Annotated in this window: 25 protein-coding genes, 1 tRNA gene and 2 pseudogenes; 8 read left to right on the top strand and 20 right to left on the bottom strand. The window is 68.1% G+C overall.

The genetic code is table 11. The features are described from left to right. Positions 1-86: 86 nt before the first annotated feature. Together groL and FJ309_10070 are read right to left on the bottom strand one after the other, a co-directional pair. Complete coding sequence (groL, locus tag FJ309_10075; GenBank protein MBM3954943.1) at positions 87-1,715, bottom strand: chaperonin GroEL; 1,629 nt, start codon at positions 1,713-1,715, stop codon at positions 87-89. Between the two features lie 69 nt (positions 1,716-1,784). After that, on the bottom strand, positions 1,785-2,105 hold the full coding sequence (locus FJ309_10070; GenBank protein MBM3954942.1) for a co-chaperone GroES: 321 nt from the start codon (positions 2,103-2,105) through the stop codon (positions 1,785-1,787). Between the two features lie 500 nt (positions 2,106-2,605). Here FJ309_10070 and FJ309_10065 point away from each other — a divergent pair, with 500 nt between their 5' ends. From FJ309_10065 to FJ309_10055, 3 genes are all read left to right on the top strand, one after another. Next, positions 2,606-2,959 (top strand): STAS domain-containing protein, encoded by a 354-nt coding sequence (locus FJ309_10065; GenBank protein MBM3954941.1) that lies wholly within the window; start codon positions 2,606-2,608, stop codon positions 2,957-2,959. 54 nt (positions 2,960-3,013) lie between these two features. Next, the gene (locus tag FJ309_10060; protein MBM3954940.1) at positions 3,014-3,499 is read left to right on the top strand and encodes an ATP-binding protein; all 486 of its coding nucleotides are present in this window, start codon (positions 3,014-3,016) and stop codon (positions 3,497-3,499) included. 415 nt (positions 3,500-3,914) lie between these two features. After that, positions 3,915-3,987: transfer RNA gene (locus tag FJ309_10055), tRNA-Asn, on the top strand. Positions 3,988-4,042: 55 nt separating this feature from the next. Here FJ309_10055 and FJ309_10050 read toward each other — a convergent pair. From FJ309_10050 to FJ309_09990, 13 genes and pseudogenes are all read right to left on the bottom strand, one after another. Further along, a complete protein-coding gene (locus FJ309_10050) occupies positions 4,043-4,312 on the bottom strand; it encodes a HEPN domain-containing protein (GenBank protein MBM3954939.1) in 270 nt (89 codons plus the stop codon). Continuing rightward, a complete protein-coding gene (locus FJ309_10045) occupies positions 4,309-4,647 on the bottom strand; it encodes a nucleotidyltransferase domain-containing protein (protein MBM3954938.1) in 339 nt (112 codons plus the stop codon). The genes FJ309_10050 and FJ309_10045 overlap by 4 nt, the downstream gene beginning before the upstream one ends. Before the next feature lie 614 nt (positions 4,648-5,261). Further along, positions 5,262-5,813 (bottom strand): annotated as a pseudogene (locus tag FJ309_10040) (DUF1214 domain-containing protein). Between the two features lie 1,035 nt (positions 5,814-6,848). Continuing rightward, positions 6,849-7,310, bottom strand: coding sequence for a GNAT family N-acetyltransferase (locus FJ309_10035; GenBank protein ID MBM3954937.1), 462 nt, complete (start codon positions 7,308-7,310; stop codon positions 6,849-6,851). Positions 7,311-7,426: 116 nt separating this feature from the next. Then, positions 7,427-7,807 carry a phosphopantetheine adenylyltransferase gene (locus FJ309_10030; protein MBM3954936.1) on the bottom strand — a complete coding sequence of 127 codons (381 nt, stop codon included), beginning with the start codon at positions 7,805-7,807 and terminating at the stop codon, positions 7,427-7,429. 20 nt (positions 7,808-7,827) lie between these two features. After that, a complete protein-coding gene (locus FJ309_10025; protein ID MBM3954935.1) occupies positions 7,828-8,157 on the bottom strand; it encodes a hypothetical protein in 330 nt (109 codons plus the stop codon). A 105-nt stretch (positions 8,158-8,262) separates the two neighbouring features. Next, on the bottom strand, positions 8,263-8,472 hold the full coding sequence (locus FJ309_10020; GenBank protein ID MBM3954934.1) for a cupin domain-containing protein: 210 nt from the start codon (positions 8,470-8,472) through the stop codon (positions 8,263-8,265). A 232-nt stretch (positions 8,473-8,704) separates the two neighbouring features. After that, positions 8,705-9,148, bottom strand: coding sequence for a type II toxin-antitoxin system VapC family toxin (locus FJ309_10015; GenBank protein MBM3954933.1), 444 nt, complete (start codon positions 9,146-9,148; stop codon positions 8,705-8,707). Further along, on the bottom strand, positions 9,145-9,384 hold the full coding sequence (locus FJ309_10010; protein ID MBM3954932.1) for a DUF2191 domain-containing protein: 240 nt from the start codon (positions 9,382-9,384) through the stop codon (positions 9,145-9,147). The genes FJ309_10015 and FJ309_10010 overlap by 4 nt, the downstream gene beginning before the upstream one ends. A gap of 124 nt (positions 9,385-9,508) precedes the next feature. Further along, positions 9,509-9,619, bottom strand: a complete 111-nt coding sequence (locus FJ309_10005) for a hypothetical protein (GenBank protein ID MBM3954931.1) — start codon at positions 9,617-9,619, stop codon at positions 9,509-9,511. 58 nt (positions 9,620-9,677) lie between these two features. Beyond that, on the bottom strand, positions 9,678-10,232 hold the full coding sequence (locus tag FJ309_10000; GenBank protein ID MBM3954930.1) for a GNAT family N-acetyltransferase: 555 nt from the start codon (positions 10,230-10,232) through the stop codon (positions 9,678-9,680). Between the two features lie 554 nt (positions 10,233-10,786). Then, positions 10,787-11,740, bottom strand: a complete 954-nt coding sequence (locus FJ309_09995; protein MBM3954929.1) for an MBL fold metallo-hydrolase — start codon at positions 11,738-11,740, stop codon at positions 10,787-10,789. Next, complete coding sequence (locus tag FJ309_09990) at positions 11,643-12,176, bottom strand: hypothetical protein (GenBank protein ID MBM3954928.1); 534 nt, start codon at positions 12,174-12,176, stop codon at positions 11,643-11,645. The genes FJ309_09995 and FJ309_09990 overlap by 98 nt, the downstream gene beginning before the upstream one ends. On the opposite strand from FJ309_09990, the gene FJ309_09985 reads away from it, so the two are divergent. The 4 genes from FJ309_09985 (at position 11,826) to FJ309_09970 (ending at position 17,415) form a co-directional block, all read left to right on the top strand. After that, positions 11,826-12,344, top strand: a complete 519-nt coding sequence (locus FJ309_09985; GenBank protein ID MBM3954927.1) for a GNAT family N-acetyltransferase — start codon at positions 11,826-11,828, stop codon at positions 12,342-12,344. The two genes, FJ309_09990 and FJ309_09985, sit on opposite strands and share 351 nt — an antisense overlap. A 57-nt stretch (positions 12,345-12,401) precedes the next feature. Next, the gene (locus tag FJ309_09980; protein MBM3954926.1) at positions 12,402-12,680 is read left to right on the top strand and encodes a transposase; all 279 of its coding nucleotides are present in this window, start codon (positions 12,402-12,404) and stop codon (positions 12,678-12,680) included. 638 nt (positions 12,681-13,318) lie between these two features. After that, positions 13,319-14,926, top strand: coding sequence for a hypothetical protein (locus FJ309_09975; protein ID MBM3954925.1), 1,608 nt, complete (start codon positions 13,319-13,321; stop codon positions 14,924-14,926). After that, positions 14,737-17,415: a DUF2309 domain-containing protein gene (locus FJ309_09970; protein MBM3954924.1), complete on the top strand. Its 2,679-nt coding sequence runs from the start codon at positions 14,737-14,739 to the stop codon at positions 17,413-17,415. The genes FJ309_09975 and FJ309_09970 overlap by 190 nt, the downstream gene beginning before the upstream one ends. 102 nt (positions 17,416-17,517) lie before the next feature. Here FJ309_09970 and FJ309_09965 read toward each other — a convergent pair. Both FJ309_09965 and FJ309_09960 read right to left on the bottom strand, forming a co-directional pair. Then, a pseudogene (locus tag FJ309_09965) lies at positions 17,518-17,776 on the bottom strand (DUF2075 domain-containing protein). 159 nt (positions 17,777-17,935) lie between these two features. Next, complete coding sequence (locus tag FJ309_09960) at positions 17,936-18,580, bottom strand: BlaI/MecI/CopY family transcriptional regulator (protein MBM3954923.1); 645 nt, start codon at positions 18,578-18,580, stop codon at positions 17,936-17,938. Between the two features lie 347 nt (positions 18,581-18,927). Here FJ309_09960 and FJ309_09955 point away from each other — a divergent pair, with 347 nt between their 5' ends. After that, complete coding sequence (locus FJ309_09955) at positions 18,928-20,418, top strand: hypothetical protein (GenBank protein MBM3954922.1); 1,491 nt, start codon at positions 18,928-18,930, stop codon at positions 20,416-20,418. Here the strand turns inward: FJ309_09955 and FJ309_09950 are convergent. The 3 genes from FJ309_09950 to FJ309_09940 form a co-directional block, all read right to left on the bottom strand. Continuing rightward, positions 20,318-20,710 carry a hypothetical protein gene (locus FJ309_09950; protein MBM3954921.1) on the bottom strand — a complete coding sequence of 131 codons (393 nt, stop codon included), beginning with the start codon at positions 20,708-20,710 and terminating at the stop codon, positions 20,318-20,320. The two genes, FJ309_09955 and FJ309_09950, sit on opposite strands and share 101 nt — an antisense overlap. A gap of 568 nt (positions 20,711-21,278) precedes the next feature. Next, positions 21,279-22,607: a DUF1501 domain-containing protein gene (locus FJ309_09945; GenBank protein MBM3954920.1), complete on the bottom strand. Its 1,329-nt coding sequence runs from the start codon at positions 22,605-22,607 to the stop codon at positions 21,279-21,281. A gap of 103 nt (positions 22,608-22,710) precedes the next feature. Next, on the bottom strand, positions 22,711-25,641 hold the full coding sequence (locus tag FJ309_09940; GenBank protein MBM3954919.1) for a DUF1553 domain-containing protein: 2,931 nt from the start codon (positions 25,639-25,641) through the stop codon (positions 22,711-22,713). Positions 25,642-25,778: the final 137 nt, after the last annotated feature.

Here is a 25,778-nt window from a genome sequence, read left to right as displayed (position 1 = left end):
ACCAGCGCGCAAAAAAAGCCGGGGTGCCCGTGCACCCCGGCTCGTGATCGACACGGGCACGACGGCCTCGGCGGCCGACAACCGGCTCAATACATGTCGTAGTCACCGCCGCCGTGGCCGGCGGCCGCCTTGGCCTTGGTCTCCTTCGGCTTCTCGGCGATCAGGGCGTCGCTGGTCAAGAGCAGCGTCGAGACGCTGGTGGCGTTTTGCAACGCCGTGCGGGTCACCTTGGTGGGGTCGATGACGCCCGCCTTGACGAGGTCCTCGTACTCGTCGGTCGCGGCGTTGTAGCCGAAGTTGCCGCTGCCGCCGAGCACCTTCTCGCAGACGATCGAGCCGTCCTGACCGGCGTTGGCCGCGATCATCGTCACCGGCGCCCGGCAGGCCCGGACGACGATGTTGAAGCCGATCGTCTCGTCGTCGGCCAGGCCCTTCGGCTTGACCTGCGAGCTGGCCCGCAGCAGGGCGACACCGCCGCCGGGGAGGATCCCCTCCTCGACGGCCGCCCGGGTGGCGTGGAGTGCGTCCTCGACGCGGGCCTTCTTCTCTTTCATCTCGCTCTCGGTGGCCGCCCCGACGTTGATCTTGGCGACACCGCCGGAGAGCTTGGCGAGGCGCTCTTCGAGCTTCTCGCGGTCGTAGTCGCTCGTCGCCGCCTCGATCTCACGGCGGATCTGCTCGATCCGCGCCTTGATCTCCGAGGTCTTGCCCGCCCCCTCGATGATCGTCGTGTTGTCCTTGTCGACGATCACCTTCTTGGCGCGGCCGAGCTCGGCCAGCCCGAGATTCTCGAGCTTCATGCCGAGGTTCTCGAACACCGCCGTGGCCCCGGTGAGGATCGCGATGTCCTCCATCATCGCCTTGCGGCGGTCGCCGTAGCCCGGCGCCTTGACGGCGCACACCTGGAACGTGCCGCGGAGCCGGTTGATGACCAACGTCGCCAGCGCCTCGCCGTCGACCTCTTCGCTGACGATCAGCAGCGGCTTGCCGGCGTTGACCACCGCCTCGAGCAGCGGGACGATGTCCTTGACCGACGAGATCTTCTTCTCGAACACGAGGATGTAGCAGTCGTCGAGGACGCACTGCATCTGCTGGGCGTTGGTGACGAAGTAGGGCGAGAGGTAACCGCGGTCGAACTGCATCCCCTCGACCCACTCGACCTCGGTCTTGAGGCTCTTCCCCTCGTCGACGGTGATCACGCCGTCCTTGCCGACCTTGTCCATGGCCTCGGCGAGCAGCTGGCCGATCTCCATGTCGTTGTTGGCGGCGATGGCGGCGACCTGGGCCATCTCTTTCTTGCCCTTGACCGCGATCGACATGTCCTTGAGCTTGGCGGTGATCTCCTCGACCGCCTTCTCGATCCCGGCCTTCATCTGCACCGGGTTGCAGCCCGACACGACCGCCTTGAGGCCCTCGTTGAACACCGCCTCGGCGAGCACCGTCGCGGTGGTCGTGCCGTCGCCGGCGACGTCGCTGGTCTTGCTAGCGACCTCGCGGACCATCCGCGCACCCATGTTCTCGTAGACGTCCTCGAGGTCGATCTCCTTGGCGACGGTGACGCCGTCCTTGGTGACGGTCGGCGAGCCGAAGCTCTTCTGGAGGATGACGTTGCGGCCCTTGGGACCGAGCGTCACCTTGACCGCCCGGGCGAGCTTGGCGACACCGCGCCGCATCGCCTCACGGGCCTCCTGGTCGAATGCCATCATCTTGGCCATGGGTCGGAACTCCTCTGGAGAAAAAAGCGGTGACAGGGAAGGTGGGAAGAAGGCCGGCAGCGGCGCGGATCAGCCGAGCACGGCGAGGATGTCGTCCTCGCGCATCAGCAGCAGCTCGTCGTCACCGACCTTGAACGGCTCGCCGGCGTAGCTGGTGAACACCACCCGGTCGCCGGGCTTGACCTGGAGGGGCTGCCGGACCCCCTTGTCATTGAGTTTCCCGTCGCCGACGCTCACCACCACGCCGCGGGCCGGCTTGTCCTTGGCGGTGTCGGGCAGCAGGATGCCACCGGAGGTCTTTTGCTCGCTCTCCTCGCGCTGGACCACGACGCGATCGCCGAGGGGCACGAGGGTCGACTTCTTGCGGGGGGCGGCCTTGGTCGCGGACACGGCGGGGAATCTCCTCTCGAAAAGGGCTGGATCGCGGTGGCGGGCCCGAAACCGGGCGGGACACGGACTGGCAATCCGTCGCCACCGTGCCTGGTGGGGCACGGACTTCCGTCGATCGACGGAAGGGGGCGACCGACCCGCCTGGTCCACCGCGGTGGACCCGCTGGCGCGGCCGCCTGCCGTCCGGGCACCCGGAACGACGACTCTCCCGTAGCAGCAAGTGGCGCGCCGGAAGGGCTTGAATCGATTTTCACCCGATGAATCGTGCGAAACGACAGACGGTCCGAGGTGAAACGACCTGGCTGGAGCGCTCTCCACAGTTTCCAGCCCTCCCGGCTGCTGCCAATCTGGCAGCGAAGTCGTCCACCCCGGGGTGATGGCTTTTGCCAATGTGAAGGGGTACGCTCTCGCCCAAGTCGATAATGTCTGAGCCGGGCCGAGGGGGGCGTGACGTCGCCTGGCGCTGCCCCGGACATGGCCTTCCGGTCGGAGTCTGTCCCATGCCGGACCTGCGGCGGATCACGGTGACGGAATCGGGTGACGTGACGGTTGTCCGGTTCGTCGATCGGAAGATCGTCGATGAGGCCCAGGTCAACGAGCTCGCGGGCGAATTGGGGCGGCTTGTCGACGTCGAAAAACGCCGTGCCCTGCTCCTCAATTTCTCGGGCGTGGAGTTCGTCTCCAGCGCCGGCCTCGGCAAGCTGATCGCCATCGACCGCAAGCTCAAGTTGGGCAAGGGGCGCCTGAAGATGAGCGACATGGTGCCGGAGGTGATGTCGGTCTTCGAGATCACCAAGCTCAACAAGATCTTCGACATCCGTGCCTCCGAGGCGGAAGCCCTGAAGGCGTTCTGACCGCGCCGCAGGGTCGGTGCCGCGGTGATGGACCGGGAACGGCAGCGAAGCGGCATGGCACGTGAGGCGATCGTGGGTGGTCCGACCGACGAACCCGGGAACCGTTCCGCCGGCGGCCGAACCACGCCGGGCTGGCGGATCGACGAGCGCCTGCCGAGCGAGCGCGGCGCCAGCAAACGGGTCACCGATCCGCTCCTCGAGCATCTCGAAGCCCATGGCTGGCCGATGAGCGACGTCTTCAGCATCCACCTCGCCGTCGAGGAGGCGATCGTCAACGCGATCGTCCACGGCAACAAACTCGATCCGGGCAAGACGGTCCACGTCGTCTGCCAGGTCGACGCTGAACTGATGCGGATCCAGATCACCGACGAGGGGGAGGGATTCGATCCCGCCGCGGTGCCCGACTGCACCGCCGACGACCGCCTCGAAGTCCCCAGCGGCCGCGGCGTGATGCTGATGCGCAACTTCATGTCGCGGCTCGAGTACAACGCCCGCGGCAACAGCGTGCTGATGGAAAAGCGGCGCGAGCCGCAGCCGTGAGCCCTGTGCGGTCGAACAGAGCGCGGCCTTCGCACGGGCGCTTTTGGCCGCCGGTGTCCCGCACGACCTGCTCGTGATCGAGGGCGCGCCGCACACGTTCGGCATCGATTACGCCGGCCACGACGTGGCCACGCCGATCCTGGCATTTGTCGAGACGCACCTCGGCACCGGGGCGGCGGGCCAACCCCCGCCAGCCGGGGCGGCGCCTGGGCGATAGCTGCCGTGCCGGCCCGACGGCGACAATGACCGGCCGAACGGGGCGGTCGTCCCGCGCCCCGACGGAGAAGCGACAGCCGCCGGCCGATCTGGTTTTCCGGCCGCAACGCCCCCCTCGCCCGGCGGCTTTTTTTCGGCTATTCTCCAGAGTTCGCCATCGGTCCTACCGCCTTCGGGTAGCGCGGGCGAGCCGGTTCATTCCCCGATAGCTCAGTTGGTAGAGCAAGCGGCTGTTAACCGCTGGGTCGTAGGTTCGAGTCCTACTCGGGGAGCTTTCTTCGCAGGGTGCGGCACCGGCTCGCATAGAGCCGCACCAGGCGGCATCTTTCAGACAGCGCCATCCGGCAAAAGAGGCTGGAGCGCGGTCAGGATCGTCCGTGCCTTCTCGATCGCCTTCGTTGCACTCGCGAGGGCCGCCCGCACCGCCGTGTGCTTCGTGAATTCCATGCCTCGCCCCGCGAGCGTCGCGGTTACCCCGTGAAACGCGGCATAGTACGCTCTTGACGCCGCTGAGTCCGGGTCGGTGTCGAGAGTTGCCTCGGCGGCAGCAAGCGAACGCATCGCCTTCGTCCATTGACTGCGGATGAACTCCTTCATGCCGCAACACCCGAACGGCGTACCTCGCGAAGCAGAGGGCTGTCGCCCTGCTCATACTCATCGCGTGCCAGGGGTTTGACGCTGACGCGACGACCGAGCCGCAGGGCAACCGGATACACCGCTGCAAGTCCTCTCTCCAGTTCGTCGCCGTAGTCGCCAGCCAATTTATCGAGAACGACCACGACATCGATGTCACTATCCGGCCTGGCATCCCCGCGGGCTTCAGAACCGAAGAGGACAACCGCGTGCAGCCGTTCACCGTAGGCCTCCGAAAGCCGTTCCTTGAGTTCAGCGAGTATTCGGGGCGCTTTCACGGCAGTTTCCCTGACGATCAGATGATGAACTTATCCTACCGCCACCAGCGTGCGACCTCCTGCGGCTACGTGCGAAGTTCACGCTGCGTCGGATTCTGCGTCGCTTTGACTCGGCAAGCCCCGTTTTCTGGCGGGAAAATGCGATTGTGCGCAATCCTACGCGGGGAGCTTGCCGGCCAACTGTCGAATCCAGTGCGGCGTCTGGGGCTCCACGCCAACCGGGAGTAGTGCGGGCACGGCCGCACGGATTGCGTCGCATCCATGCAGGGGTGCGGCGAACTTCAGAACCGCCACCCGAGGCCAGAGTCCACGAAGTACGCCGCCGCATTTTGAGTGAGGCCCCAGCCCATGCGGCAGCCGATCTCGAGGTTGGGCGTGATCATGAAGTGCGTGCCGGGCCCCACGAAGGGCCGTACCCTCTCGTCCTCGAGGCCGTCGGCTCGATCGCCGCCAAGCTCGCCCGTGCCTTTTCGATGGCCTTCGTCGCACTCGCCAGCGACGCCTCGGCGACACCGCCAGAGTCGGCCGTCTGGCGAAGATCGAGGAGAAAGTCCTCGTCTCGGGCCAGATCTGCCGGCAGCAGCCCCGGCTGGATGAGTCCCCGATGCGGGAGCCGCCCTCACGGCCATCCCCGACTACTCGATCACCTCGATGTCCGAGAGCACCCAGGAGCAGTCGAAGTAGGCCTGGGTCGGACCGTAGATGCGGAAGTAGCTGAACCAACCTTTGCCCGGGACGGTCTTGATCCAGTTGCTGTGGGGCGTTCCGGCGGGAACCGCAGGTCCGAACGTGAGGTCCACTCAGCCGTCGGCGTTCGTGACGATCGGGTCGCGCGACGAACGATCCGGCGGTGCGCCCGACTTGACGAAGCACCGGGTCTCGTTGTCGTACACGGTGACGGACCAGAACCGCGCCGCGGGAACGTCCTTCGGAACCTTGAGGCGATAGGTCTTGGCACCGTCGAGTCGACCGGGCGAAGCGGTCGCTCTACGTGTGGATCGCGCGGACGGTGTGCGGGATCCGCATCGAGTCGTTCTCGGAGAGCTCCGGCGACACCACGTACGACTGGGTCCGTGTGGCAGCCAACGTGGTGATCGCGGCGGCGGGCTGCGCGCTGTGGACGCTGCTCGACCGAGGGTCGCGTGGCCATCCCCGCCTCGCCGACGCCCTGCGGACCGCGATCCGATTCACCCTCGCCCTGTCGATGTTCACCTACGGCTTCGCCAAGGTGTTTCCCTTGCAGTTCCAGCCGCCCGAGGTGACCGCGCTGCTGCGCACCTACGGCGAGTCGTCGCCGATGGGGCTGCTGTGGAACTTCATGGCGGCCAGCCGCACCTACACCGTCTTCGCCGGAGGGATGGAGATCGTCGGCGGCCTGCTCCTCTGCTTCCGGCGGACGCAGCTGGCCGGAGCCCTGTGGACGGCGGGTGTGATGGCCAACGTGTTCATGCTCAACCTCTGCTACGACGTTCCCGTCAAGCTGTTTTCATTCCAGTTGCTGCTGCTGGCGCTCGTCGTCGCGGCGCCCGACGTGCCGCGGCTGGTCGCGATGTTCCTCCGCAACGAGGCCGTTCCCCCTGCCGACCTGCTCGGCCCCTGGCGCGGATCCCGATGGAGTCGGGCGGCCACGGGGCTCAAGATCGCCTGGCTCGGGGCCACGCTCGGCCTCCTGGCCTTCGGTTCGTCGCAGACCGCAGCCTTCCTCGCACCATCCGCGGCGCCCGGCACCCGCGCGGGAACTTGGGAGATCGGCGAATTCAGCCGTGACGGACACGGATTGCCGCCGGTGGAGGGGGACGCTCGCCGGTTCCGGTTCGTGACGATCGTCGACCGCTCCGAGGGGAAGGCGTTCATGATCGAGGCGATGGACCGCTCGCGACGGACATGGCTGTTCGAGGATCGCGACGGGGGAATCGACCTCTTCGATCCCGCCCCGGGGGACGGCGGGGGGCCGCGCCAGGGGGCGCCCGCGGGCGCCCTCTCGCTCGCACTCGACGGGGAGAACGGCCTCCGCGGCACGGGGAAGATCGGTGGCGAGCGCATCGAGTTCACCGGCAGGCGCCTCGATCGCGGTGACTTCCTCCTCGTCAACCGCGGCTTTCACCTCGTCAACGAGGCCCCGTTCAACCGCTGACGTGGTTGCCGTTCGGTGGCCCGTCCTCGATCACGGGCCTTCGCGGACGAAGATCCCGTCCACGACAAGCGCGATCGCCGGTGCCTCCTCACGTGTCTGATGCGGCGCGGTAGATGTCTGGGCGGTGGATCTCCATGAACGCCTCCGGTCGGGCCGGCGGCCGGAAACCAAAACGCTCGTAGAGCGAGTGCGCGTCGCGCGTCGCGAGGAGGAAGCGGCGCAGCCCCTGGAGATCCGGATGGCCGACGACCGTCTCCACCAGCCACTGCCCCAGGCCGTCACCGCGATGGGATTCCTCGATCCACACGTCGCACAGCCAGGCGAACGTCGCCCGGTCGGTGACGACGCGCGCGAACCCGACCTGCTTGCCGCCTGCGTAGAGCCCGAAGCAGAGCGATCCGGCGAGGGAGCGGCGCAGCGTGTCGGGGGGGATCCCCGCCGCCCAGTACGACTGCCCGAGAAAACGCTCGATCGCGACGGCATCGAGGCGGGCCGGATCGGTCGAGATCGTGTAGGCCCCGCGCGACGTCTCGACGATCCCGGCGCTCATCGTGACACCCCCACCGTGGCCCCTCGCCTCCGCGCTTACACCCCGGCCATGAGCGGGCTCATGCCCCCGCGCTGACCGAGCGAGTTAGGCGGTGATCCCGCCCGTCGACCGCCATGTTATCCCGCCCCACGGCCGGTCAGGTGAACGACGAGGCCGGCGAGGAGGCACGCCGCGGCGACGGCATCGACGACGCAGATCCTGCGCACGTGGGCGTTCATGGCGCCGGTTCGCGACGCGAGGACGAGGAACGACCCCACGCTCGCCAGACCGGCGACGAGGCCTGCGAGGTGGAGGCGCCGATCAAAGGCGGCGGCCAGAAGAAACGCTCCGAGGAGCCCGAAGAGGACGGCGCGGTGCCGCATGAGGACGAGCAGGTTCGGCTCGTCGACGGCGGTGCCGTAGAGCCGCTCCAGCGGCGCGCGTCCACCGACGCCCACCGCCGGGAGGAGATGGATGACCGCGACCATCACCAGGAGCGGCGGCACGACGTCGGGCATCAGGATCCGCCGGCGGGGTGTCAATCGACGATGAACAGTGTCGCGCCCGTCGCGGTCGAGGAGCGGTGCGGTTCCACGTCGTCGGCCACCTGGTACGACATCCCGGGCACGAGCGTGAATCGCCGTCCGTCGGCGAGCTCGGTGTCCAGCGTGCCCGCGAGACAGAGGAGCACGTGCCCCTTCGTACACCAGTGATCGGCCAGGTATCCGCGGGAATACTTCACCATTCGCACTCGGATGTCGCCGAAGTGCCGGGTGCGCCACGTCGCCTCCCCCGTCGTGCCGGCGTGGACGGTCTGCTCGACGGCCGACCAATCGGTCGTGCCGAAAGGCGGGTCGGTGATGCGCATGGCGTGGCCGGGGAGGGTGGAGCCGGTCCCGCGATGATAGCGTCATGCCCCGGCGGAGGCCGGCGAAGCAGCTGCGGACGTGATCCAAGGGGGCAGGTTTCGGCGTCAGCCGGCCGCCGGGTGGATGATCCGGATCCCGTGGCGGGCCCGGATCACGTCGCGTTTCGTTTCGTCCCCTGCGTCGGCGGGAGGCATGCCCCGCAGTTCCGCCACAAGGTCGTCGAAGCCCCCCGGCGTGAAGACGGTGACGAGTCGGGCCGGCGCGTCGCCCGGATTGCGGAAGGCGTGCGGGACGCCGCGCGGGAGGAAGGCCACCGTCCCCGAGGCGGCGGTCGTTCGTCGTCAGGGATTGGCGAGGATCCGCTCGATCTGTTGGCGGTGAAAGCCGAAGGCCCATGTGGATGACTGCCACGGGGTGCCAGCCCGGGAGGTCGAGCGGGTCGAACCACGCGTGGCCGCGGTTGAACCCCGTTGTGTCTCGGCGTGCATGGAACGCATCGATGTCGCACTACGCCGATGCCGGCGAACTCGTGGACGGAGCCCATGATCAATCGGGGGCGAACGCCGCGAGTGGCAGCACCCTGATCCCGGGGAAACGGGTGAAGTCGCGATCCTCGGTGAGGAGTGTCGATGCCCCGTGTTCGAGACAGACCGCCGCGATCTGTGCGTCGAAGACGAGGTTGCCACGGACATCCGAGCGTTCGATCACCTCATGGAGAATCTGCAGAAACCTGCCCCCTGGCGTGAGGATCCGTGCCGCTGGACTCGCCAGCAGCGACTCGATCGACGCCAGGGCCTCGCCGATCGGGGTCGGTGGTTGGAAGACCCGGTCGTGGGAGACGACGCGGAGAAACTCGCCGACGCACTGGATCGGCAACGCCCACGCCTCGTGTCCTTCCGCGAGCCGCCGGATCGCCCGCAGGGCTGCCCGGTGCTGCGGAGTCTCCTCGCGATCGGCGTAGAGCAGGATGTTCGTGTCGACGGCGATCATCGCCGCCCTTCCATGACATCCATGAGCCGGTCGCGATCGGCCACATCGACAGCCGGAGGCGAGGATCCCCGGTGGGTCTTCCACGCGAGGCGATAGCGGGGGCCCGTCTCGGCCCGTCCGGCGAGCGCCGCAGCGAGGGCATGCTCGACGAAGGCCGTGAGCGTCGTGCCCTTGTCAGCCGCACGGCGCTTCGCTTCGGCAAGGAGGGTGTCATCGATGTCGAGGGTGGTTCGCATGCATAAATATGTACTTATTGTGCAGCGATATGTCGAATGATCAGGTTCGCCTCCCGGGAGAGCCGAAGTGGTCCGGTGCCATCGAGGCGGTCGTCGTCCTGGGCCAGCGCTCGGGTTGCTCTGCTCACCTCGGACGGGCCCACACGGCGCGGCACCGGCGTTTCCGCTCGGCGGTGAACGCCCACCACGGGCGGGCCCGGCCGCCGTCGATGAAGTGCGTCACCGGCATGAACACGTCGAGGACGCACGGGTCGTGCCGTGCGCGCGTCGCCGAGACGCGCCACTGCCCCGGGTCATCTGGCCCGCTTGATCATCCAGCCGTTGGTCACGGCTTCCATGCCGATTCGGGCATAGAAACCCATCGCCTCCGGTGCGGAAAGGAGGAGAAGCGCGGCTTCCTCCCCGACGGCGGCTTTCGTGCGTCGCACGAGCTCGGCGCCGATGCCGCGGCGCTGCAGCTGGCGATCGACGGCCAGGTCGGAAAGGTAGCAGCAGTAGCGGTGATCGGTGAGCGACCTGGCCACACCCACGAGGGCCCCGGATCGCCAGGCGGTGATCATGAGATCGGCGTGGCGGATCATCGCCTCGAGGCGCGGCACGTCGTCGACCGGCCGGCGGATGCCCGATCGGCGAAACAGGTCGGCCAATTGCTCCGCCGAGACGGAGGCGTCGTCGCGGTACTCGATCACGTCGGCCGCGGCCGGGCTTGAAGGGGCGGGTCCGGCGACGCCCCCTGCCCCCGCGACTTCCGTGGGGCACGGGCCCACGGCCGGCCGTGCGGGCGGGGTTGCGAGCGCGGCGCGTTCACCGGAGCCGATCCGCGCCGTGACCTCGATCTCGATCCGCATCCGCGGATCGGCCAGCCCCGCCGAGATCATCATCGCCGCCGGACGGATCGCCCCGAAATGCGTCCGGAGCACCGGCCAGCATTCCGGGAACTCCTCCCGGTTGGGAACCACGTACGTCACCCGGACGACGTCGGCGAGTGTCGCCCCGGCCTCCCGGAGCGCGGATTCGACGTTCCGCAGGCACTGCTCGGTCTGTTCGGCGATCCCCTCGGCGATAGTCATCGTCCGGTAGTCGAAGCCGGTCGTCCCGGAGACGAACACCCAGTCGCCGTCGACGACGGCCCGCGAGTAGCCGATCTCGGCTTCGAAGGTAGAGCCGGAGGTGATCAAGCGGCGTGTCATGGAACGCTCCTCATGGAAACGACATGCCCGTCGCCGCGGGTGGGCCTTTCAGCGATCCAGCATGGCGAGATGATCGAGCGTCAGCATCGCCAGGCCGGCGTCTGAAGCCTTGCGCAGCGCCTCGGTCGCACGCTGGTGATCGCGCTGGCAATCATCGTCGTTTCGGGTATCCATCGCCCGAAGGAGGAGGCTGGCGATCGGACCGGCGGCGATCATGACCAGCAACTGCCTCCTGAGGAAAGATTCGCCGGATCGCCGGGCGGATGGGGTGAAGACCTGACGTCAGCACCGTGCGTCGCCCGCCATCGTGCCACGTCCTCGTGACACAGCGGCCCGCCATGCCCGACGAAGAGGGTTCCGCGGGTCGCCGCGAGGACCTTGTCGAGGCTCTCCATCGCCGCCGGCAGGTCGTCGGCGAAGGAGTGGAAGTTGGGACGCGTGGGGAACACCGCCCGTCCGGCGTAGCCCCCCATGAGCGTGTCCCCGACGATCGCATCACCCGAGTCGAGAATCAACGCGATCGATCCGGCCGTGTGGCCGGGAGTGTGGAGCACCGTCCCCGCCACGCCGAAATCGTCGAGCCTCATGCCGTCGGCGGCCGTGACGTCCGCGGCGACCGGGTCGAAGGAGAGATGGCCGAACAGGCGGGCCAGCAGCCGGCCACGGAGGCCGATCCCCTGGAGCGGGCCGTTGTCGCCGCGGTCGGCCAGGGACTGATCGGCCAGGTGGTACGAGACCGGACAGCGAGCGCGTTGGGCCACGCCGGCCGTGTTCCCGAAGTGATCGGAGTGGACATGGGTCCGCAGGATGAGCGCCAGGTCACCGAAGTCGATTCCCAGCACGGCCAGCCCGGTGGCGTGGGCGGTCGCGAGGAACATGGGGGGCGTTCGCCGGCTCGCGGTCGGCTGGAATCTACTCGGCATCGCCGATTTCCTGGTCGCGGTGAGCATGGTGTCGCTGTCGTTCATCGGTGTCTTGTCCTTACAGCCGGCCCCCGTCCGCATCGGTCTGCATCCGCTGGCGGATAAAGCAACAGCCCTTCTGTAAATCGCGGGTTTCAGAGGTAGGTCATCTGGCTCCCATGGTGAGGTAAGCCCGTTCGGTCTCCCCATCGTCACTGATCTCGGAGAGGACTGCGGACGCGAGCCTGAGCAGCGATGCTTCATTGGGGAAGAGCGTGGCGACCCTGGTGCGGCGTTTGATTTCCTTGTTGAGCCGCTCGAGTCCGTTGGTCGTTCGAAGCCGCCTTCGGTGAGCGGCAGGGACCTGGAGGATGGTGAGCGCTTCGGGGATGTTCTCCTCGAGCCAAGCCGCCAGGGCAGGTGCCGGCTTTCGGTAGCGAGTGGTGACATCGTGAAGCCGGCGATTGGCTTCGGCCGCATCGACGACGAGCGGGGCAGGCTCGCCCTCGCAGACCTGAATGCCGTCGCCTACGGCATCTCGACCGAGTGGGTGCGCGATGCCGTCGCAGGTGATGCCCTGTGGCGGACGCCGCTCTACGGGCACAACGCGATCGTGGATGGTCATCCCGTCGCGACCGCCCTCGCCGTGCCGCTCGATGGCGTCCTCTACGTCGCCTTCGTGACCACGGCGACGGCCCATCGCCGCCGAGGCCTCGCCGAACTCGTCATGCGTCGCTGTCTCGAGAGCGCGACGAGAGAAACCCGGATCACGCGAACCGCCCTCCATGCGACCGCCGATGGCTGCCCCTCGTACGCCAGGATGGGTTACCAGCCGGTCGACGAGTTTTCGTTGTTCGTGCCGAGCTAGTGCTACTCCGTCAAGCGGATCTTGTGCCAGACCTGTATCTTCTTCAGGCTTCGCGGCATGAAGACACGCAAGCTGGAAAAACTGAAGCGGGATCTCGAGGGGTACGTGTCCGACATCGCGTCGGGCATCGGTCGCAGGGAGCGGACGTTCTGGTGCATGACGTACCTTCGCGGCCTTCTGCTCGATGGCGAGCAGCAGAGCATCGAGCCGATGGCCCAACGGCTGACCGCCATCGATCAACCGAAGCAGGACTACGTCCAGGCGCTCGAGCAATTCGTCAAGACAAACAGCCTGCTGCACCTCATGGATGAGGTGCCGGGAGCGCAGTTCCGGTGAAAACCGCAGGTTTTCGAGTGGCCAAAGGCCAGGGATGGACTTTGGCCACGGGCTGCTCGCAGCCCGACGGGGAAGCGCGTCGCCGCCGGAAGCGGCCTCCGTCATCCCCGAAGAACCTCGGCTCCCTCGGGGCGTTTCCCTTCTGCCAAGGTGTTCGCTGTCCAGCCCGCGGCCGTTCGCGTCATGGATGACGCCTTCCACCGACCGCCGGGCCACGGCGGGATCATTTCCGTCCGGAGCATTTCGCCGCCGGCTTCTTGCGACTCTCCCCCGCGATCGCCGTCTTGAGCGCCTTGGAGGGCTTCGCCGGGGGGGCCAGGCCCTTCGTCCGTTCCCCCCACCACCGCCTGTGGACATCCCACCATCGTCTCTGGCCCCATCTCCCTGCCTCCTCGCCCTCGACTGTCATGAGGACAAGGCAGGTGCCGCACAGATCATCGGCGTAGAGGGCCTCTCCTGCGGTGGGCTGCGGCTCCAACCGAAAAAACCACGGATGGAACGTCTCCTCAGGCGGCCCGCATCCGGCGTCGCTCTGGACGGTTTTCGGCAGGGCCGGCGAATGGCAATAATCTCCATTCGCGAGTATCTTGACACGCCAATCTGACATTCTCGAGATCGTTGTGAATGGATTCACTCCAATGGAGAGCTTGTATGCCTGGACGATCATCGCTCCCGCACTCATGCTGCTGGCCGCTGGCCTGATCCTTCGGGGCTGGGCGAATGAACACCTCGATGTCATGCGACGGCTGGCCGAAACCGCGACCGTGGCAGCTGCGGCGTTTGCTGTCGTCGTCGCCGTGGGGCTCGCCGTCAGAGGGCCGATCGACGTTCGCTTGGCGGTTGTGCCCGGCCTGCCCGCCCTCAACTTTGGCGTGTACTTCGACGACCTCGCAGCGATCATGCTGCTGCTGATCAGTTTCATCGGTGCGGTCATCTGCCGGTACGCGGTCCGCTATCTGGACGGCGATCGTGAGCAGGGGCGATTCCTGTGCTGGATGCTCTTCACGCTCGGCGCGGTGTTCCTTCTGGTCACCTCCCGTAACCTGCTCCTGTTCGCTGCCGCCTGGCTCTTCGCAGACCTCGGCCTCCATGAACTCCTCTGCCACCACCGCCATCGGTCCTGGGCCCTCTGGGCCGCACGGAAAAAACTCCTCATCAGTCTGCTCGGCAACGCCTTTCTGATCGCCGCCTTGGCGGTGACGTATGTCAGCTTCGGTAGCTTCGACTACACCGACCTGTTCGCCAAGGCCGTGGCCCTGCGAGAGCAGCCGGCACCGAACTCGATGATGATCTGGGCCATCGGAAGCCTGTTTGTCCTGGCGGCGATGACTAAGTCGGCCCAGTTTCCATTTCACAGCTGGCTGCCCGATACGATGGAGGCGCCCACGCCGGTTTCCGCCCTGATGCACGCTGGCATTATCAATGCCGGAGGGTTTCTCGTAATCCGGCTCAGCCCGCTGCTGGTGCTCTCGCCCGCCGCTCTTAGCCTGCTGGCGATGATCGGCGCGATCACCGCACTCCTCGGTGGCGTCGTGATGCTCTCGCAGACGAGCGTGAAGCGTTCGCTTGCGTTTTCGACGATTGCCCAGATGGGCTTCATGATGCTTCAGTGCGGGCTCGGCGGCTTTTCCGCGGCTTTGCTCCACATCGTCGCGCACTCGCTCTACAAGGCCCATGCCTTTCTCAGCTCGGGAAGCGTGCTGGAACAAGCTGCCCGCACACAGCTGACCCAGGCACGCGCCCGCGGTGGTCGCGCGGTGCTCGTCACCGACATCCTGGCCGTCGCCGGGGCAGTGGCGATCCTCGGGCTGACCCTCGCCTGCTTTGGGATCAAGATCGCCGAAAAACCGGGCGGAATCGTCCTCGGCTTCGTGCTGCTGTTGGCTCTCACCAACCTGCTCTCCACCTTCCTCGCCATGCGGGTCTGGAACCTGTCCCTCCTCGGGATTGCGGCAGCGGTGGTGGTGGCGTTCGCCTACTTCGCAAGCTTCGAGCTCGTCGACAGCCTGCTGGCCGCCACGATGTCGCGACAGCCCCTGGAGCGATCGCCCCTCGAATGGGCGGTGCATGTCGTGGCAGTGGCGAGTTTTGTGGCAATTTTCGTTGTGCAGAACTTCATTCAGAACTTTTCGCATATGGGCTGGGTGCAGGTCTTTTACGTACATGCCAACAACGGCTTTTATCTCGACATTCCCTTCCGCCGGCTGACCGGCTGGATCTACGGCCAGCCGGCGGCCGTCTCGTAGCCCGTGTCTTCCAAGGTGGCCCACCGCTGATGACCAAAGTTACGACGAGCGGCGAAACCGCTACGACCAGACTCACTCCCGCGGACCTGGCGCCGCATCTCGCAGCCGTGAAGGCAATCATTCCGCCGCTCTGGCCATTGGCTGACTACGTGGCAGTCAACCCGTTTCTTGGCCTTGCCGACCGGCCTTTTCTGGTCGCTCGCCAGTTGCTCGCCGATGTTCGCGTCTGTGACATTCTGCCAACAGCCGAATGGTTTCGACAGCGACTGAGCACCGGGGCGATCACGGCGGCCGACCTCGACACCGCCCTGGCCGAGTGCCGGGAGGAGCATCCCGAATGGTTCGCCAGCCTCACGGTGGAAGCCTGCCGGGCCTTGCTCGACGACGAGCCGGCAGCGGTCGGGGCCGAACGCCGCTACCGAACCGTGTCGGAACTGGTAGACGAACGGACCGGTACCCGCTGGACCAGCCACATCGTCACCGACATCTCCCGGCACTGTGCCGGCCACTTCGACCGAGGGCAGGCCACCTGGCTGAGTCCCTGGCTGAGCTTGCCGCTCTACGAGGCGTGGCGGCAGCGGGCGCAGCTGAGCCGCCGGCTCGACCAACTGGGGATCCGTGGATTCCGGCAACTGGTCGCAGCGCTGCCGGATGATCCTCGCGAGGCAATCCCCGCCCTGCTGGCCCGGCTGGCCATTCCCGAGCCACACATCGAACGATTTCTGCTGGCAGAACTCTTTTCGGTCGCCGGCTGGGCCTCGTTTATTCGCTATCTCACCTGGCATGCCGAGGAAACACCATCGGTTGCTGACGACCTGACGGGGCTGTTGGCTATCCGACTGGCCTGTGACGTGGCCTTGGCCGAATCGAGCGGTTCGACAGACCTGCCCGAGGGGCTGGTGCCGACAACGCCCGAGCCGCCCGACCCTCTGCCGGCTGTGCTGGCACGCTACCTGATGCAGGTTGCCGGTGAGGTCAGCCATCGCCGCGGCCTGCTGGCCGACATTGCCACGGATAAACAGCCGGCGGCGACCAGACGGCCTACGTTACAGATGGTGTTTTGCATCGATGTTCGCAGCGAGGTGTTGCGACGCCACCTCGAGGCCCAGAGCAAGCTGGTTGAAACCTGTGGGTTTGCCGGATTCTTCGGGATGCCGCTGGAGTTCATTCGCCTGGGCACCGCGTTCGGCGCTGCTCATTGCCCGGTGCTGCTGCAGCCGACTTTTCCAGTCTTTGAGCGGCTGCTGGGAGCATCGGGAGAGCGGATCACGGCGGCCATCGACCACCGGAAGCTGGTCAGGAAGGGACGCAAGCTCTGGAAGGGCTTTCAGTCGTCAGCGATCTCCTGCTACAGCTTTGTGGAGTCGCTGGGGCTCGCCTATCTGCCGAAGCTTTTCACCGACTCGATTGGCGTTACGCGGCCCGTAGCCGATCCGCGAAACGACGGCCTCTCGCGCGACGAGCAGCGACGGCTCGGCCCCGACCTGGATGGCTCGGATGAACCCATCCCGCTCGACCAGCGGATCGGTCTGGCCGAAGGCATGCTGCGAAACCTCGGGCTCACTGATCGGTTTGCGAGGATCGTCGTCATCTGCGGCCATGCCGCCTCCATGGTCAACAATCCCTACCGTGCGGGCTACGACTGCGGCGCCTGTGGTGGCCATTCCGGCGAGCCGAATGCTCGCGTTGCCGCCGCCATTCTCAACGACATTCAGGTCCGTGCGGCACTGGCCGAGCGAGGCATCTTGATCCCTGCCGACACTTGGTTCGTGGCGGCCGTTCACCGGACCACAACCGATGAGATTGAGTTTTTTGGTCCGACGGGTTGTCCTGCTACGCACCGCGACGAGTTTCGGGACGTCCTTGCCTGGACTGCCGCCGCTGGGAGGGCAACGCGGCTTGAACGGAGCAGGCGGCTGGGCAACGCCGGCGATGAGTCGGTGCTCTTCCGGGCCCGCGACTGGGCGGAGGTCCGGCCCGAATGGGGGCTGGCGGGCAATGCCGCCTTCGTCATTGCCGACCGCAGCCGAACGACAGGACTCAACCTCGGTGGCCGCTGTTTCCTCCACGAGTACTGCTCGGCGAAAGATCCCGAGGGAAAGGTGCTCGAGCTGATCATGACCGCCCCGCTGGTCGTGACCAGCTGGATCGGGCTACAGTATTTTGCCTCCGCCGTCGACAACCAGGCCTTCGGCAGCGGAAGCAAAGTCATTCACGACGTGGTGGGTCAGTTTGGCATCCTTGAGGGGAACGGCGGCGACCTGCGGGTTGGCCTCCCCTGGCAGGCGGTTCACGATGGCACCAAACTGCAGCATGAGCCGCTGCGGCTTACGGTCATCATCGACGCCAGCCGGGAACGCGTTGCCGACATTCTCAATCGGCACTCAGGCGTGCGGGATCTCGTCACCCACGGCTGGCTTCGGCTTGCGGTGGAGGATGCGGGAGCACGCTACCGCTGGACGCCCACGGCTGGCTGGCAGCGACTCTGACCGGAGCGCGGAACGTGTCAATGACTTTGAGACACCTGCGTGACGAAAGTAGTGTCGCGCGGGAGTTGAATCGTGCGTCGCGTGGTGTGTCTCCGGTCGGGGCTACGCCGGCTTCTTCACGTCCGTCCACTTCGCCCCGCGAAAACAGTGGTCGCTCCAATCGTCGCCCGACCAGCGTAAGTCGGCGCCCCACGTGACGATCGTCCAGTCGAGCTCCAGCCCCCTGCACCTGAAACTCCGTCGCCGCGTCTTCGAGATAGAGCGACGAGCGGGTGTCTTTCGCGGGGCTCAGAAACCAGTGCACCGGGTCGATGTTCACCCGAATGTCGATCGCGTGGGGCTTGAGCCGCTCTCGCTGCAACCGCCGCGACCGGTGGCATGACGAGGCGGATCATCACGATCACCCACATGAAATGCACGACCGCCGGGTGGCGGGCGGTGCGACCGATCGCGCGGGCGAGCAGTGCCAGCGGCAGCGCCAGGAGCGTGTTGCCAAGGGCGTAGGAGAGGATCGTGAGCGTCATGGATTCTTTCCGTCGAGGAGATCGCGGAGGCGGCGCAGTTCCGTGCGGCTGAGCCGCTTCCTGTCGATGAGGTTCGAGAGCAGCGGGGCGATCGAGCCGCCGGTGAGGCGATCGGCGAGGGTCTCGAGCTGCGCGCCGGCGTACTCCGCCCGCGAGAGGCACGGCGCGAAGGTGCTCGCCGGAGGCGTCTTGTCGCGCCGCACGAAGTCCTTTTCCTCGAGTCGCTGCAGCAGTCGCTGCACCGTGCCGTGCTGCGAGCGGTCGGAGGCGCCGTAGAGCCGCTCCTGCACCTGCCGCGCGGTCATGGCGCCGTGGTCCCAGAGGAGCTCCATCACGGCAAGCTCGGCGTTGGCGAGGGGGGCGGGGGGGCACCAGGGATGATCTCCGCGGGGCAGGGCTCGGTGTGGCTTGATGTACGACACTGTGTCGTGTACCGAACGACCCGCTGTCGTATGAGTCAAGTCGTCGACCTCGGGCACCGGTGCCATGGATGCCAAGGCCACGAAGCACGCTGCCAGCACTCCCCGCCGCTGGCGTCGTTGGGCTGTCGGGGCGGCCTGCATCGCGCTCACCGCGGTGGTCGCCGCGGTGGCCATCGCGCGCTCCGGCAGAGTCAGCCCCTCGACGTTCTCGATGTTCATCCGGGATCCGTGGGACGCGATTCCGCGGGCGACGCCCGAGGAGATCGCGAAGCTCCACGAGCCCGAGGCGCTCCGCGTCGATCTCGACGCGATCGTCGCGCTCCACGAGCGCACCTGCCCGAATCCGTATCTGCGCGCCCCGAAGGAGTCGATCCTCGCCCTCGCCGGGCGGCTGAAGGCCTCGATCGACCGGCCGATGACGCGGCGCGAGTTCCTCCCGCTGGTAATGGAGATGCAGGCGGGGTACCGGTGTGACCACTACGTCTTCAGAGTCCCCATCGAGGATCTCGAGGCCGCGTTCGCGCGCGGCGAGCGGCTGCTCCCCTTCCGGGCGGAGCCCGAGGACGATGCCCTCGTGGTCGTCGCCGTGGCGGAGGCCGAGCAGGGCATCGAGCCGGGGGACACGATCGTCCGTATCGGGGACGTGTCGGCGGCCGATCACCTCGACCGGCTGCGCTCGCTCATGCCGGCGGAGACCGCGCGCTCGCGATGCGTTTGTCCGTGACTCGTTCCACGTCATCAGCTGGGCCGCAGGCGTTTCGGCGCCGACGGAAGTCGAGCTCGTCCGCTCCGACGGCTCGCGGCACACCGTGACCGTCAAAGGCGTCGGCCACGGCGCTCGCAGGAAGGAGCGGACCGTTCCGGCCAGTTCACCCCCCTCCGCGTCCGCGACGGCTCGGGGCGAGGTCCTCGTCGAGAGCCCGCCATTCCGATGCCTGCTGCTTCCTGGCGACCGGTCCGACGCCGCCCCCATCGCCTTCATCGACTTCCCCTCCATGGACTTCATGCTCGGCGGGCAGTGGGAAGGATTCATCGATCAGGCGATCGCCGCCGCGAATGAGCGGGGCGCCGCGGGACTGATCGTGGACATCCGGGAGAACCCCGGCGGCAACACTCTCGGCGATGACCTGCTCGCCCGAATCACCGATCGCCCGTTCCGGGGGATGTCGCGGATCGTGACGCGCCGCAGCGCGGAATCCGACGCGATGATGCGGCTGGCCGTAAAGCCGATGTGGCGCTGGCTGCTGATCGGTGTCGTCCTGCCGAGATACATGCCGCGGTATGTGGCGCTCGAGCACGGCGAGGACATGATCGACAAGATCGCGGTCAGGAGCCCTCCGCGAGTCGAACCCAGGTTCGACGGCCCGGCCTGCCTGCTGACCGGAGACGGGACCTTCTCGGCCGCGGTGGTGCTCGCGGATGCGGCGCGGACCTACGACCTGATGCTCACGGTCGGCGAGCCGACGGGCGGCTGTCCGAACCAGATCGGTTACATCGGCCCGTTCCAGCTGCCGAGGCCTCATGTTCGCCTTCGTCTATCTCCGCACCGGCAACCTCTTTCTGGCGATGGGCGTGCATGCCCTTCTCAACAACCCGGCCCCGCTGATCGAGGATCCTCTGCCCGGGCCAGGGGCCAGTGGATCGATCGTCCTGGTGGGCATCCTGGCCTGGTTGTTCAGTCTGACGTGGTCGCGGCGCCGCGCGGGGCAACCGACGACGTGACCACGGAACCGCCCACCGCTGCCGCGCCGTGTGCGAACAGTCGATCCCACCAAGCGGCGGAGGATCCGTCGTCACCTCCGGAGCGACCGGGGCGATCAGCGACTCGCCGGGTGGTCGCGACCGGACCTCGCACCGACGACCTGCCTCTCACGGCGCGGGTGGCGCGGAGGAGTCGGCCGGACGGTGCGTGGACACGCCGGCCGGCATCTGCGGTCGCCGCTGGATTCCTCCCGCTCAGGAAATCCGGCCGAGCGCGTCGAGGATGGCGGCAGCACGCGACGGGCTGCCGATCATCTCGACGAACTGCTTGGCGGCGAGCAGCTCGTGGAGCGTGAAGGCGTCGTTGGACGCCGGCTTGGCGGCGACCGGCGCGGCCGCGGTGGCCGGCTTCCGCTTCCGCCCGCGTGGCTCGACCCCCATTCGCTTGAGCACCATACTGACCTGCGGGGAGACGACGTCGACCCCTCGGGCGGCGAGCGCCTCGACGATCATCTTCGGCCGCGGTGTCTGGCCGGCGTCGACGATCCGCCGCGCCTCGACCCGGATCTCCTCGCTCTTGTTGACCTTCGGGGCGTCCGCGGCGGACGGTTCACCGTGATCTTGCGGAGGCTTGCTCTTTTTCACCATGGGAATGTTCCGTGGATACAAGGGGTGAGGTGGGGAGGATACCCTCGAGAACGACTCTCCGACAGCGTTCTCGAAAGGCATCACGACCCCCGACGATCTGCGCTCGTTCCGGCTCGATGGTGCCGCACTCGGTTACGGCGCGCTGTCGTCGCTGATCTTCCACTGCAAGAACCTCGCACCCGACCTCGACGCCCACGGGCCGTTGGTCGACGCGCTGCTCACCGCGGCGGCCCGATCGTTTACGCTCACCAATCGGCTGATCGACCGGCACGATCCCGCGACTGTCCTGGTCTTCAACGGCCGATTCTCGTGCACCAAGGCGATCGTCGAAGCCGCCCGCCTCCGGCAGCGGAAGCTGCTATTTCACGAGGTCAACGCCACCAAGGGGCGCTACTACCTTTCCGACCGATCGGTCCACAGCGCGAGCAACGCGCGGAAGATGCTCCAGGACCAATGGAACCGCGCCGGTCCCGACTGCGAGTCGATTGCAGCGGCGTACTTCGCCCCGCGACGCGCCGGTCTGAGCCTCCTCGAAGCCCGGCACGACGGCGAAGCACCCGCGACCTGCTCAGGCGAGCAGATCGGTGACCACCGTGCCGTGGACGTCGGTGAGCCGGTAGTCGCGGCCGGCGTGGCGGAACGTCAGCCGCTCATGGTCGAACCCCATCAGCCACAGGATGGTGGCGTGGAGGTCGTGGACGTGGACCGGCTGCTCCACGGCGCGGAGGCCATGCTCGTCGGTCGCCCCGTGGACGATGCCGCGCTTCACGCCGGCGCCCGCCAGCCACGACGAGAACGCCCAGGGATGGTGCTCGCGCCCCTTGGCGTCGGCGGTGTTGTTGAACGGCGTGCGGCCGAACTCGGTCGTCCACACGACCAGCGTGTCGTCGAGCAGACCGCGCCGGTCGAGGTCGACGAGCAGGCCGGCGATCGGCCGGTCGACGTTCTTCGCGAGGCCGACATGGGTCGCCATGTCGCCGTGGGCGTCCCAGTTGTCGCTCGACCCGGTGTCGATCAGCTCGACGAACCGGACGCCGCGCTCCACGAGGCGCCGGGCCGCCAGGCACTGCCAGCCGAAGCCGGCCGTCTGGCCGCGCGCAAGACCGTACAGCGCCAGGGTCGCGTCGTCCTCGGCGGCGAGGTCGAAGGCGTCGGGCACGGCCATCTGCATCCCGAACGCCGTTTCGAACGAGCGCATCCGTGCGGCGAGCATCGGGTCGCCGCCGCGTGCCACGAGGTGGTCGCGGTCGAGTGACTCGAGGGCCGCCAGCTCGAGCGCCTGCCGGTCGGCCGGCACGCGCGGGGTGACGTTGGCCACCGGCTCGGCGCTCGGCACGACGAGCGTCCCCTGGTGGGCACCGGGGAGAAAGTCGGCGGCGTAGACCTGCGTCCCGGCGTAGGTCTGCCGCGGGGCGATGACGACGAACCCGGGGAGGTTGGCGTTTTCGGTGCCCAGGCCGTAGCTGACCCACGAGCCGATGCTCGGCCGCGAGAAGGCGAACGACCCGGTGTGCATCCCGAGCGTGGCGTTGTAGTGGTTGGAGTGTGAGGTGTGCATCGAGCGCACCACTGCGATCCGGTCGACGCACTCGGCCACGCAGGGAAACAGCGTGCTGACCTCGGTGCCGCAGTGCCCGTGCGGGGAAAACTCCCACTGCGGCCGCTTGAGGTAGATCCGCTCGTAGCCGGGGCGATCCCTGATCTCGGGGTGGTCGGCCTTGATCTCCTTGCCATGGTCGCGCGACAGCGTCGGCTTGGGATCGAACGTGTCGACATGCGACACCCCGCCGGTCATGAACAGGAAGATCACGCGCTTGGCCCGAGGGGCGAAGTGCGGTGCGTGAGGCGCCAGCGGATCGCCGGCGTCGGCGAGCAGGTGCCGCACGATCCCGGGCATGAGGAGCGATCCGGCGACCGCCGAACGGAGCACGGTGCGCCGTCCGGCGCGGTTTCCCGGTGTCCAGACGGCATCGCGGTGGGATCGGGACATGGCGCGCCGTTCAGTCGACGTGGAGGAACTCGTTGCTCGCCAGGAGGACGCGTGCCCAGGCAGCGAGGCGCTGTTCGTCGCCGCCGGGATAGGCGGCGAGAAAACCGGCGGCCCGGTCGGCCTCGATCGCCGTCGGCGATCGCTGGAAAGCGATCCGGTAGCCGGCGACGATCCGCGCCGCCGGATCGGCAAGCGCACCGAGGCGCAAGGCGAACGCGTCAGCCCGGCGGTGGAAGAACGGATCGTTGAGGAAGTACAGCGCCTGCGTGGGGACGGTCGTCGTCTGCCGCGACGGCGTCGTGGCGTTGGGATCGGCGCCGTCGAACAGCGCCAGGAAAGGATGACGCCGCTGCCGCTGGACCATCAGGTAGGCGCTGCGCTTGGTCGTCTCGTAGACCGCCGCGAACGGACCGTGCTGCGTGAAGTTCCAGGTCGCCTCGGGGGGAAAGGGATGGGCCTCGGCCGGCGCGCTGTCGATCTCCCCCGCGGCCAGAAGCAGGCTGTCGCGGATCTCCTCGGCACGAAGCCGGCGGCGCGGGAACCGCGACAGCCACCGGGCGCCGGGATCGGCCTCGAGGAGGTGCGGCCCGACGGTGCTCGCCCGGCGGTAGGCACGCGTCGCCATGATCGCGCGGTGCAGCGACTTCACCCGTCCGCCTGCGGCGACGAACCCCGCCGCGAGGCGATCGAGCAATTGGGGGTGGGTCGGCGGCGTTCCCCGGGCGCCGAAGTCGTTGGCGGTGGCGACGATCCCCGTGCCGAAGTGCCACTGCCAGACCCGGTTGACGATCACGCGCGACGCGAGCGGGGAAGTCGCCACCCACTCGGCAAGCGCCCGGCGACCGCTGCCCCCGTCGGCACCGACCGGCGTGCCGCCAAACACCTCGAGCCAGCGGCGCGCCACGGCGGGGCCGGGCTTCTCGGGATCGCCGCGCTGGTGGAGCGGCGCGTCGTGGACGGTGCCCTCGACGACGGCGTACGCCACCGGCAGCACCGGCTCCGGCCCGGGATCGGGCAGCGGCGTGGCGCCGAGGCGCCCTGCCTCGGCGAGCAGTGCTCCGTAGCCCGTCCCGCCGGCGATGGCGAGCGTGAAGGCGACGCCGTCGAGCGCGGCCGGATGGGCGTCGGCGACGCGCCCCTCGATGCGGTAGGTACCGTCACGCGGGCAGATCCATGCCAGAAGCGCCTCGCGGTCGGGACCGGGATGGACGAACAGCGCCGCCGCCGGCAGCGTCGTCCAGACCGTGACCGGCTCGGCGGCCGAGTTGGCAAACACGCTGGGCACGTCGCCGCTCCGCCACGCCGCCAGCGCCGGCTTGCCGTCGATCTCGTCGCGCCGCTCGCCGAGGAACGCCGGTCCCTCGGCCGACCGCTCGAGGAAACACCAGGTGGCACCGCCGGCGACGAGGGGGTTGGCGGTCACCAGCCGCGGCACGACGTCGGCCGTGCTCCAGACGCCGGCGCCGTCGCCAGATCGGATCGAAAGCTCGACCAGCGTGCTGTCGGCGCCGTGGTTGCCGCCGGCGGCCACCGCGAGCACGACGACCTGCCCGGCGCCGAGTGCGACGTCGATCGGCCCCGCGGCGGCGAGCGCCACGCTCTCCCCCTCCGCCACCGTTCCGGCGGCGAGCACCCGGGCGTCCTCGCGTGCCGCTTCGCCGAGCTTCGCGCGCGAGGCGACGGCGTCGCGGCGGGCGCGTTCGGCGTCGCGCAGGGCGACGCGCTCCTGCCACGCGGCGTGGGCGGCGGCCAGGTCGGGCTCGGGCTCGAGCGGCACGAGGTCGCGCGGCTGCCCCTTCGGCTCGCAGCCCGGGAACGCGAAGCGCGTGCTGGCGAAGATCCCCGCCAGGGCGTAGTAGTCGTGTGCCGAGATCGCGTCGTACTTGTGGTCGTGGCAGCGGGCGCAGCCGGTGGAGAGGCCGAGGAACGTCTTGCCGAGGGTGTCGATGACGTCCTCGTGCGTGAGGTGGATGTCCTTGTCGATGTCGTGGCCGAAGCGGCGCGCGATCGCCAGGTAGCCGGTGGCGACGATGCCGTCGTTGCGGCCGGAGCGTGCGGCCGCCGGGATCAGGTCGCCGGCGAGCTGGAGGCGGACGAAGTCGGGATAGGGGAGGTCGGCCGTGAAGGCGTCGAACACCCAGTTGCGGTAGCGCCAGGCGTGGGGCAGCGGGCGGTCGGTGTTCTCGCCGGCGGTGTCGGCGTAGCGGACGACGTCGAGCCAGCGGCGCCCCTGGTGGACGCCCTGGTCGGGTGACGCGAGGAGCCGCTCGACGAGCCGGGCGTCCTTGTCGGCGGCGCCGTCGGCGACGAACGCCTCGACCTCCTCCGGCGAAGGCGGCAGCCCGGTGAGGTCGTAGGTCGCCCGGCGGATGAACGTTCGGTCGTCGGCCGGCCCGGCCGGTTCGATGCCGCGCTCGGCGAGCGCCGCCCCGAGGAGGGCGTCTATCTCGTCGGGCGTCGGGAGCCGGGTCGCCTCCGGCAGCGGCCGAAACGCCCACCACGCCGCCGCCTCGTCGCGATCCATGCCGCCGAGCGTGGCCGCGCCGACACGCGGATCGGGGGCACCGCGGCGGATCCACTCCCTGAAGACCGCGACCTCGGCGGGCGCCAGGGGCGGACCATGGTCGGGAGGGGGCATCCGCCAGTCGGGATCGGCACCGCTGACGGCCCGGAAGAGCAGCGACGCATCCGGATCGCCGGGCACGATCGCCGGCCCCTGCTCTCCCCCGGCCTCCCAGCCGGCGCGCGACCCGAGCGACAATCCGCCCCCCGCCTTGTCACCGCCGTGGCAGCCGAGGCACCGCGAGGCGAGGAGCGGGCGCACCTCGCGCTCGAAAAACGCCTCGCCGTCGGACGCGGGCGCCGGAGCCGGGATCGACAGCGCTGCGGCCAGCACTGCTGCCCACGCTGCGTATCGCTCGCTGTGGCGCGATGTGGGCATGCAACACCTCAACTGCACCGATTGAACCGTGAGATTCGTGGGCTGTCGGTCCACACAAACCTCAGCTCGGGCTCGACAGAGGGGGACGCCCCCCGCGCCTCTGCCCTCGCATCGACCCGCATGCAGTTGCGACGGGC

Source organism: Planctomycetota bacterium, assembly GCA_016872555.1.
Classification (GTDB): Bacteria; Planctomycetota; Planctomycetia; order Pirellulales; family UBA1268; genus F1-20-MAGs016.
The sequence above is the reverse complement of the archived record's forward strand: the minus strand, read 5'-3'. Positions and strand labels throughout refer to the sequence as shown.

What these genes read in the sequence shown, in the direction of transcription:
- groL (MBM3954943.1), bottom strand. Translation starts at nt 1,715, where the DNA reads ATGGCCAAGATGATGGCATTCGACCAGGAGGCCCGTGAGGCGATGCGG.
- FJ309_10065 (MBM3954941.1), top strand. Translation starts at nt 2,606, where the DNA reads ATGCCGGACCTGCGGCGGATCACGGTGACGGAATCGGGTGACGTGACG.
- FJ309_10060 (MBM3954940.1), top strand. Translation starts at nt 3,014, where the DNA reads ATGGCACGTGAGGCGATCGTGGGTGGTCCGACCGACGAACCCGGGAAC.
- FJ309_10050 (MBM3954939.1), bottom strand. Translation starts at nt 4,312, where the DNA reads ATGAAGGAGTTCATCCGCAGTCAATGGACGAAGGCGATGCGTTCGCTT.
- FJ309_10035 (MBM3954937.1), bottom strand. Translation starts at nt 7,310, where the DNA reads ATGAGCGCCGGGATCGTCGAGACGTCGCGCGGGGCCTACACGATCTCG.
- FJ309_10030 (MBM3954936.1), bottom strand. Translation starts at nt 7,807, where the DNA reads ATGCCCGACGTCGTGCCGCCGCTCCTGGTGATGGTCGCGGTCATCCAT.
- FJ309_10025 (MBM3954935.1), bottom strand. Translation starts at nt 8,157, where the DNA reads ATGCGCATCACCGACCCGCCTTTCGGCACGACCGATTGGTCGGCCGTC.
- FJ309_10015 (MBM3954933.1), bottom strand. Translation starts at nt 9,148, where the DNA reads ATGATCGCCGTCGACACGAACATCCTGCTCTACGCCGATCGCGAGGAG.
- FJ309_10010 (MBM3954932.1), bottom strand. Translation starts at nt 9,384, where the DNA reads ATGCGAACCACCCTCGACATCGATGACACCCTCCTTGCCGAAGCGAAG.
- FJ309_10000 (MBM3954930.1), bottom strand. Translation starts at nt 10,232, where the DNA reads ATGCGGATCGAGATCGAGGTCACGGCGCGGATCGGCTCCGGTGAACGC.
- FJ309_09995 (MBM3954929.1), bottom strand. Translation starts at nt 11,740, where the DNA reads ATGAAGCATCGCTGCTCAGGCTCGCGTCCGCAGTCCTCTCCGAGATCA.
- FJ309_09990 (MBM3954928.1), bottom strand. Translation starts at nt 12,176, where the DNA reads ATGGGCCGTCGCCGTGGTCACGAAGGCGACGTAGAGGACGCCATCGAG.
- FJ309_09980 (MBM3954926.1), top strand. Translation starts at nt 12,402, where the DNA reads ATGAAGACACGCAAGCTGGAAAAACTGAAGCGGGATCTCGAGGGGTAC.
- FJ309_09975 (MBM3954925.1), top strand. Translation starts at nt 13,319, where the DNA reads ATGGAGAGCTTGTATGCCTGGACGATCATCGCTCCCGCACTCATGCTG.
- FJ309_09970 (MBM3954924.1), top strand. Translation starts at nt 14,737, where the DNA reads ATGGGCGGTGCATGTCGTGGCAGTGGCGAGTTTTGTGGCAATTTTCGT.
- FJ309_09960 (MBM3954923.1), bottom strand. Translation starts at nt 18,580, where the DNA reads ATGAACATCGAGAACGTCGAGGGGCTGACTCTGCCGGAGCGCGCGATG.
- FJ309_09955 (MBM3954922.1), top strand. Translation starts at nt 18,928, where the DNA reads ATGCCCTCGTGGTCGTCGCCGTGGCGGAGGCCGAGCAGGGCATCGAGC.
- FJ309_09950 (MBM3954921.1), bottom strand. Translation starts at nt 20,710, where the DNA reads ATGGTGAAAAAGAGCAAGCCTCCGCAAGATCACGGTGAACCGTCCGCC.
- FJ309_09945 (MBM3954920.1), bottom strand. Translation starts at nt 22,607, where the DNA reads ATGCCCGGGATCGTGCGGCACCTGCTCGCCGACGCCGGCGATCCGCTG.
- FJ309_09940 (MBM3954919.1), bottom strand. Translation starts at nt 25,641, where the DNA reads ATGCCCACATCGCGCCACAGCGAGCGATACGCAGCGTGGGCAGCAGTG.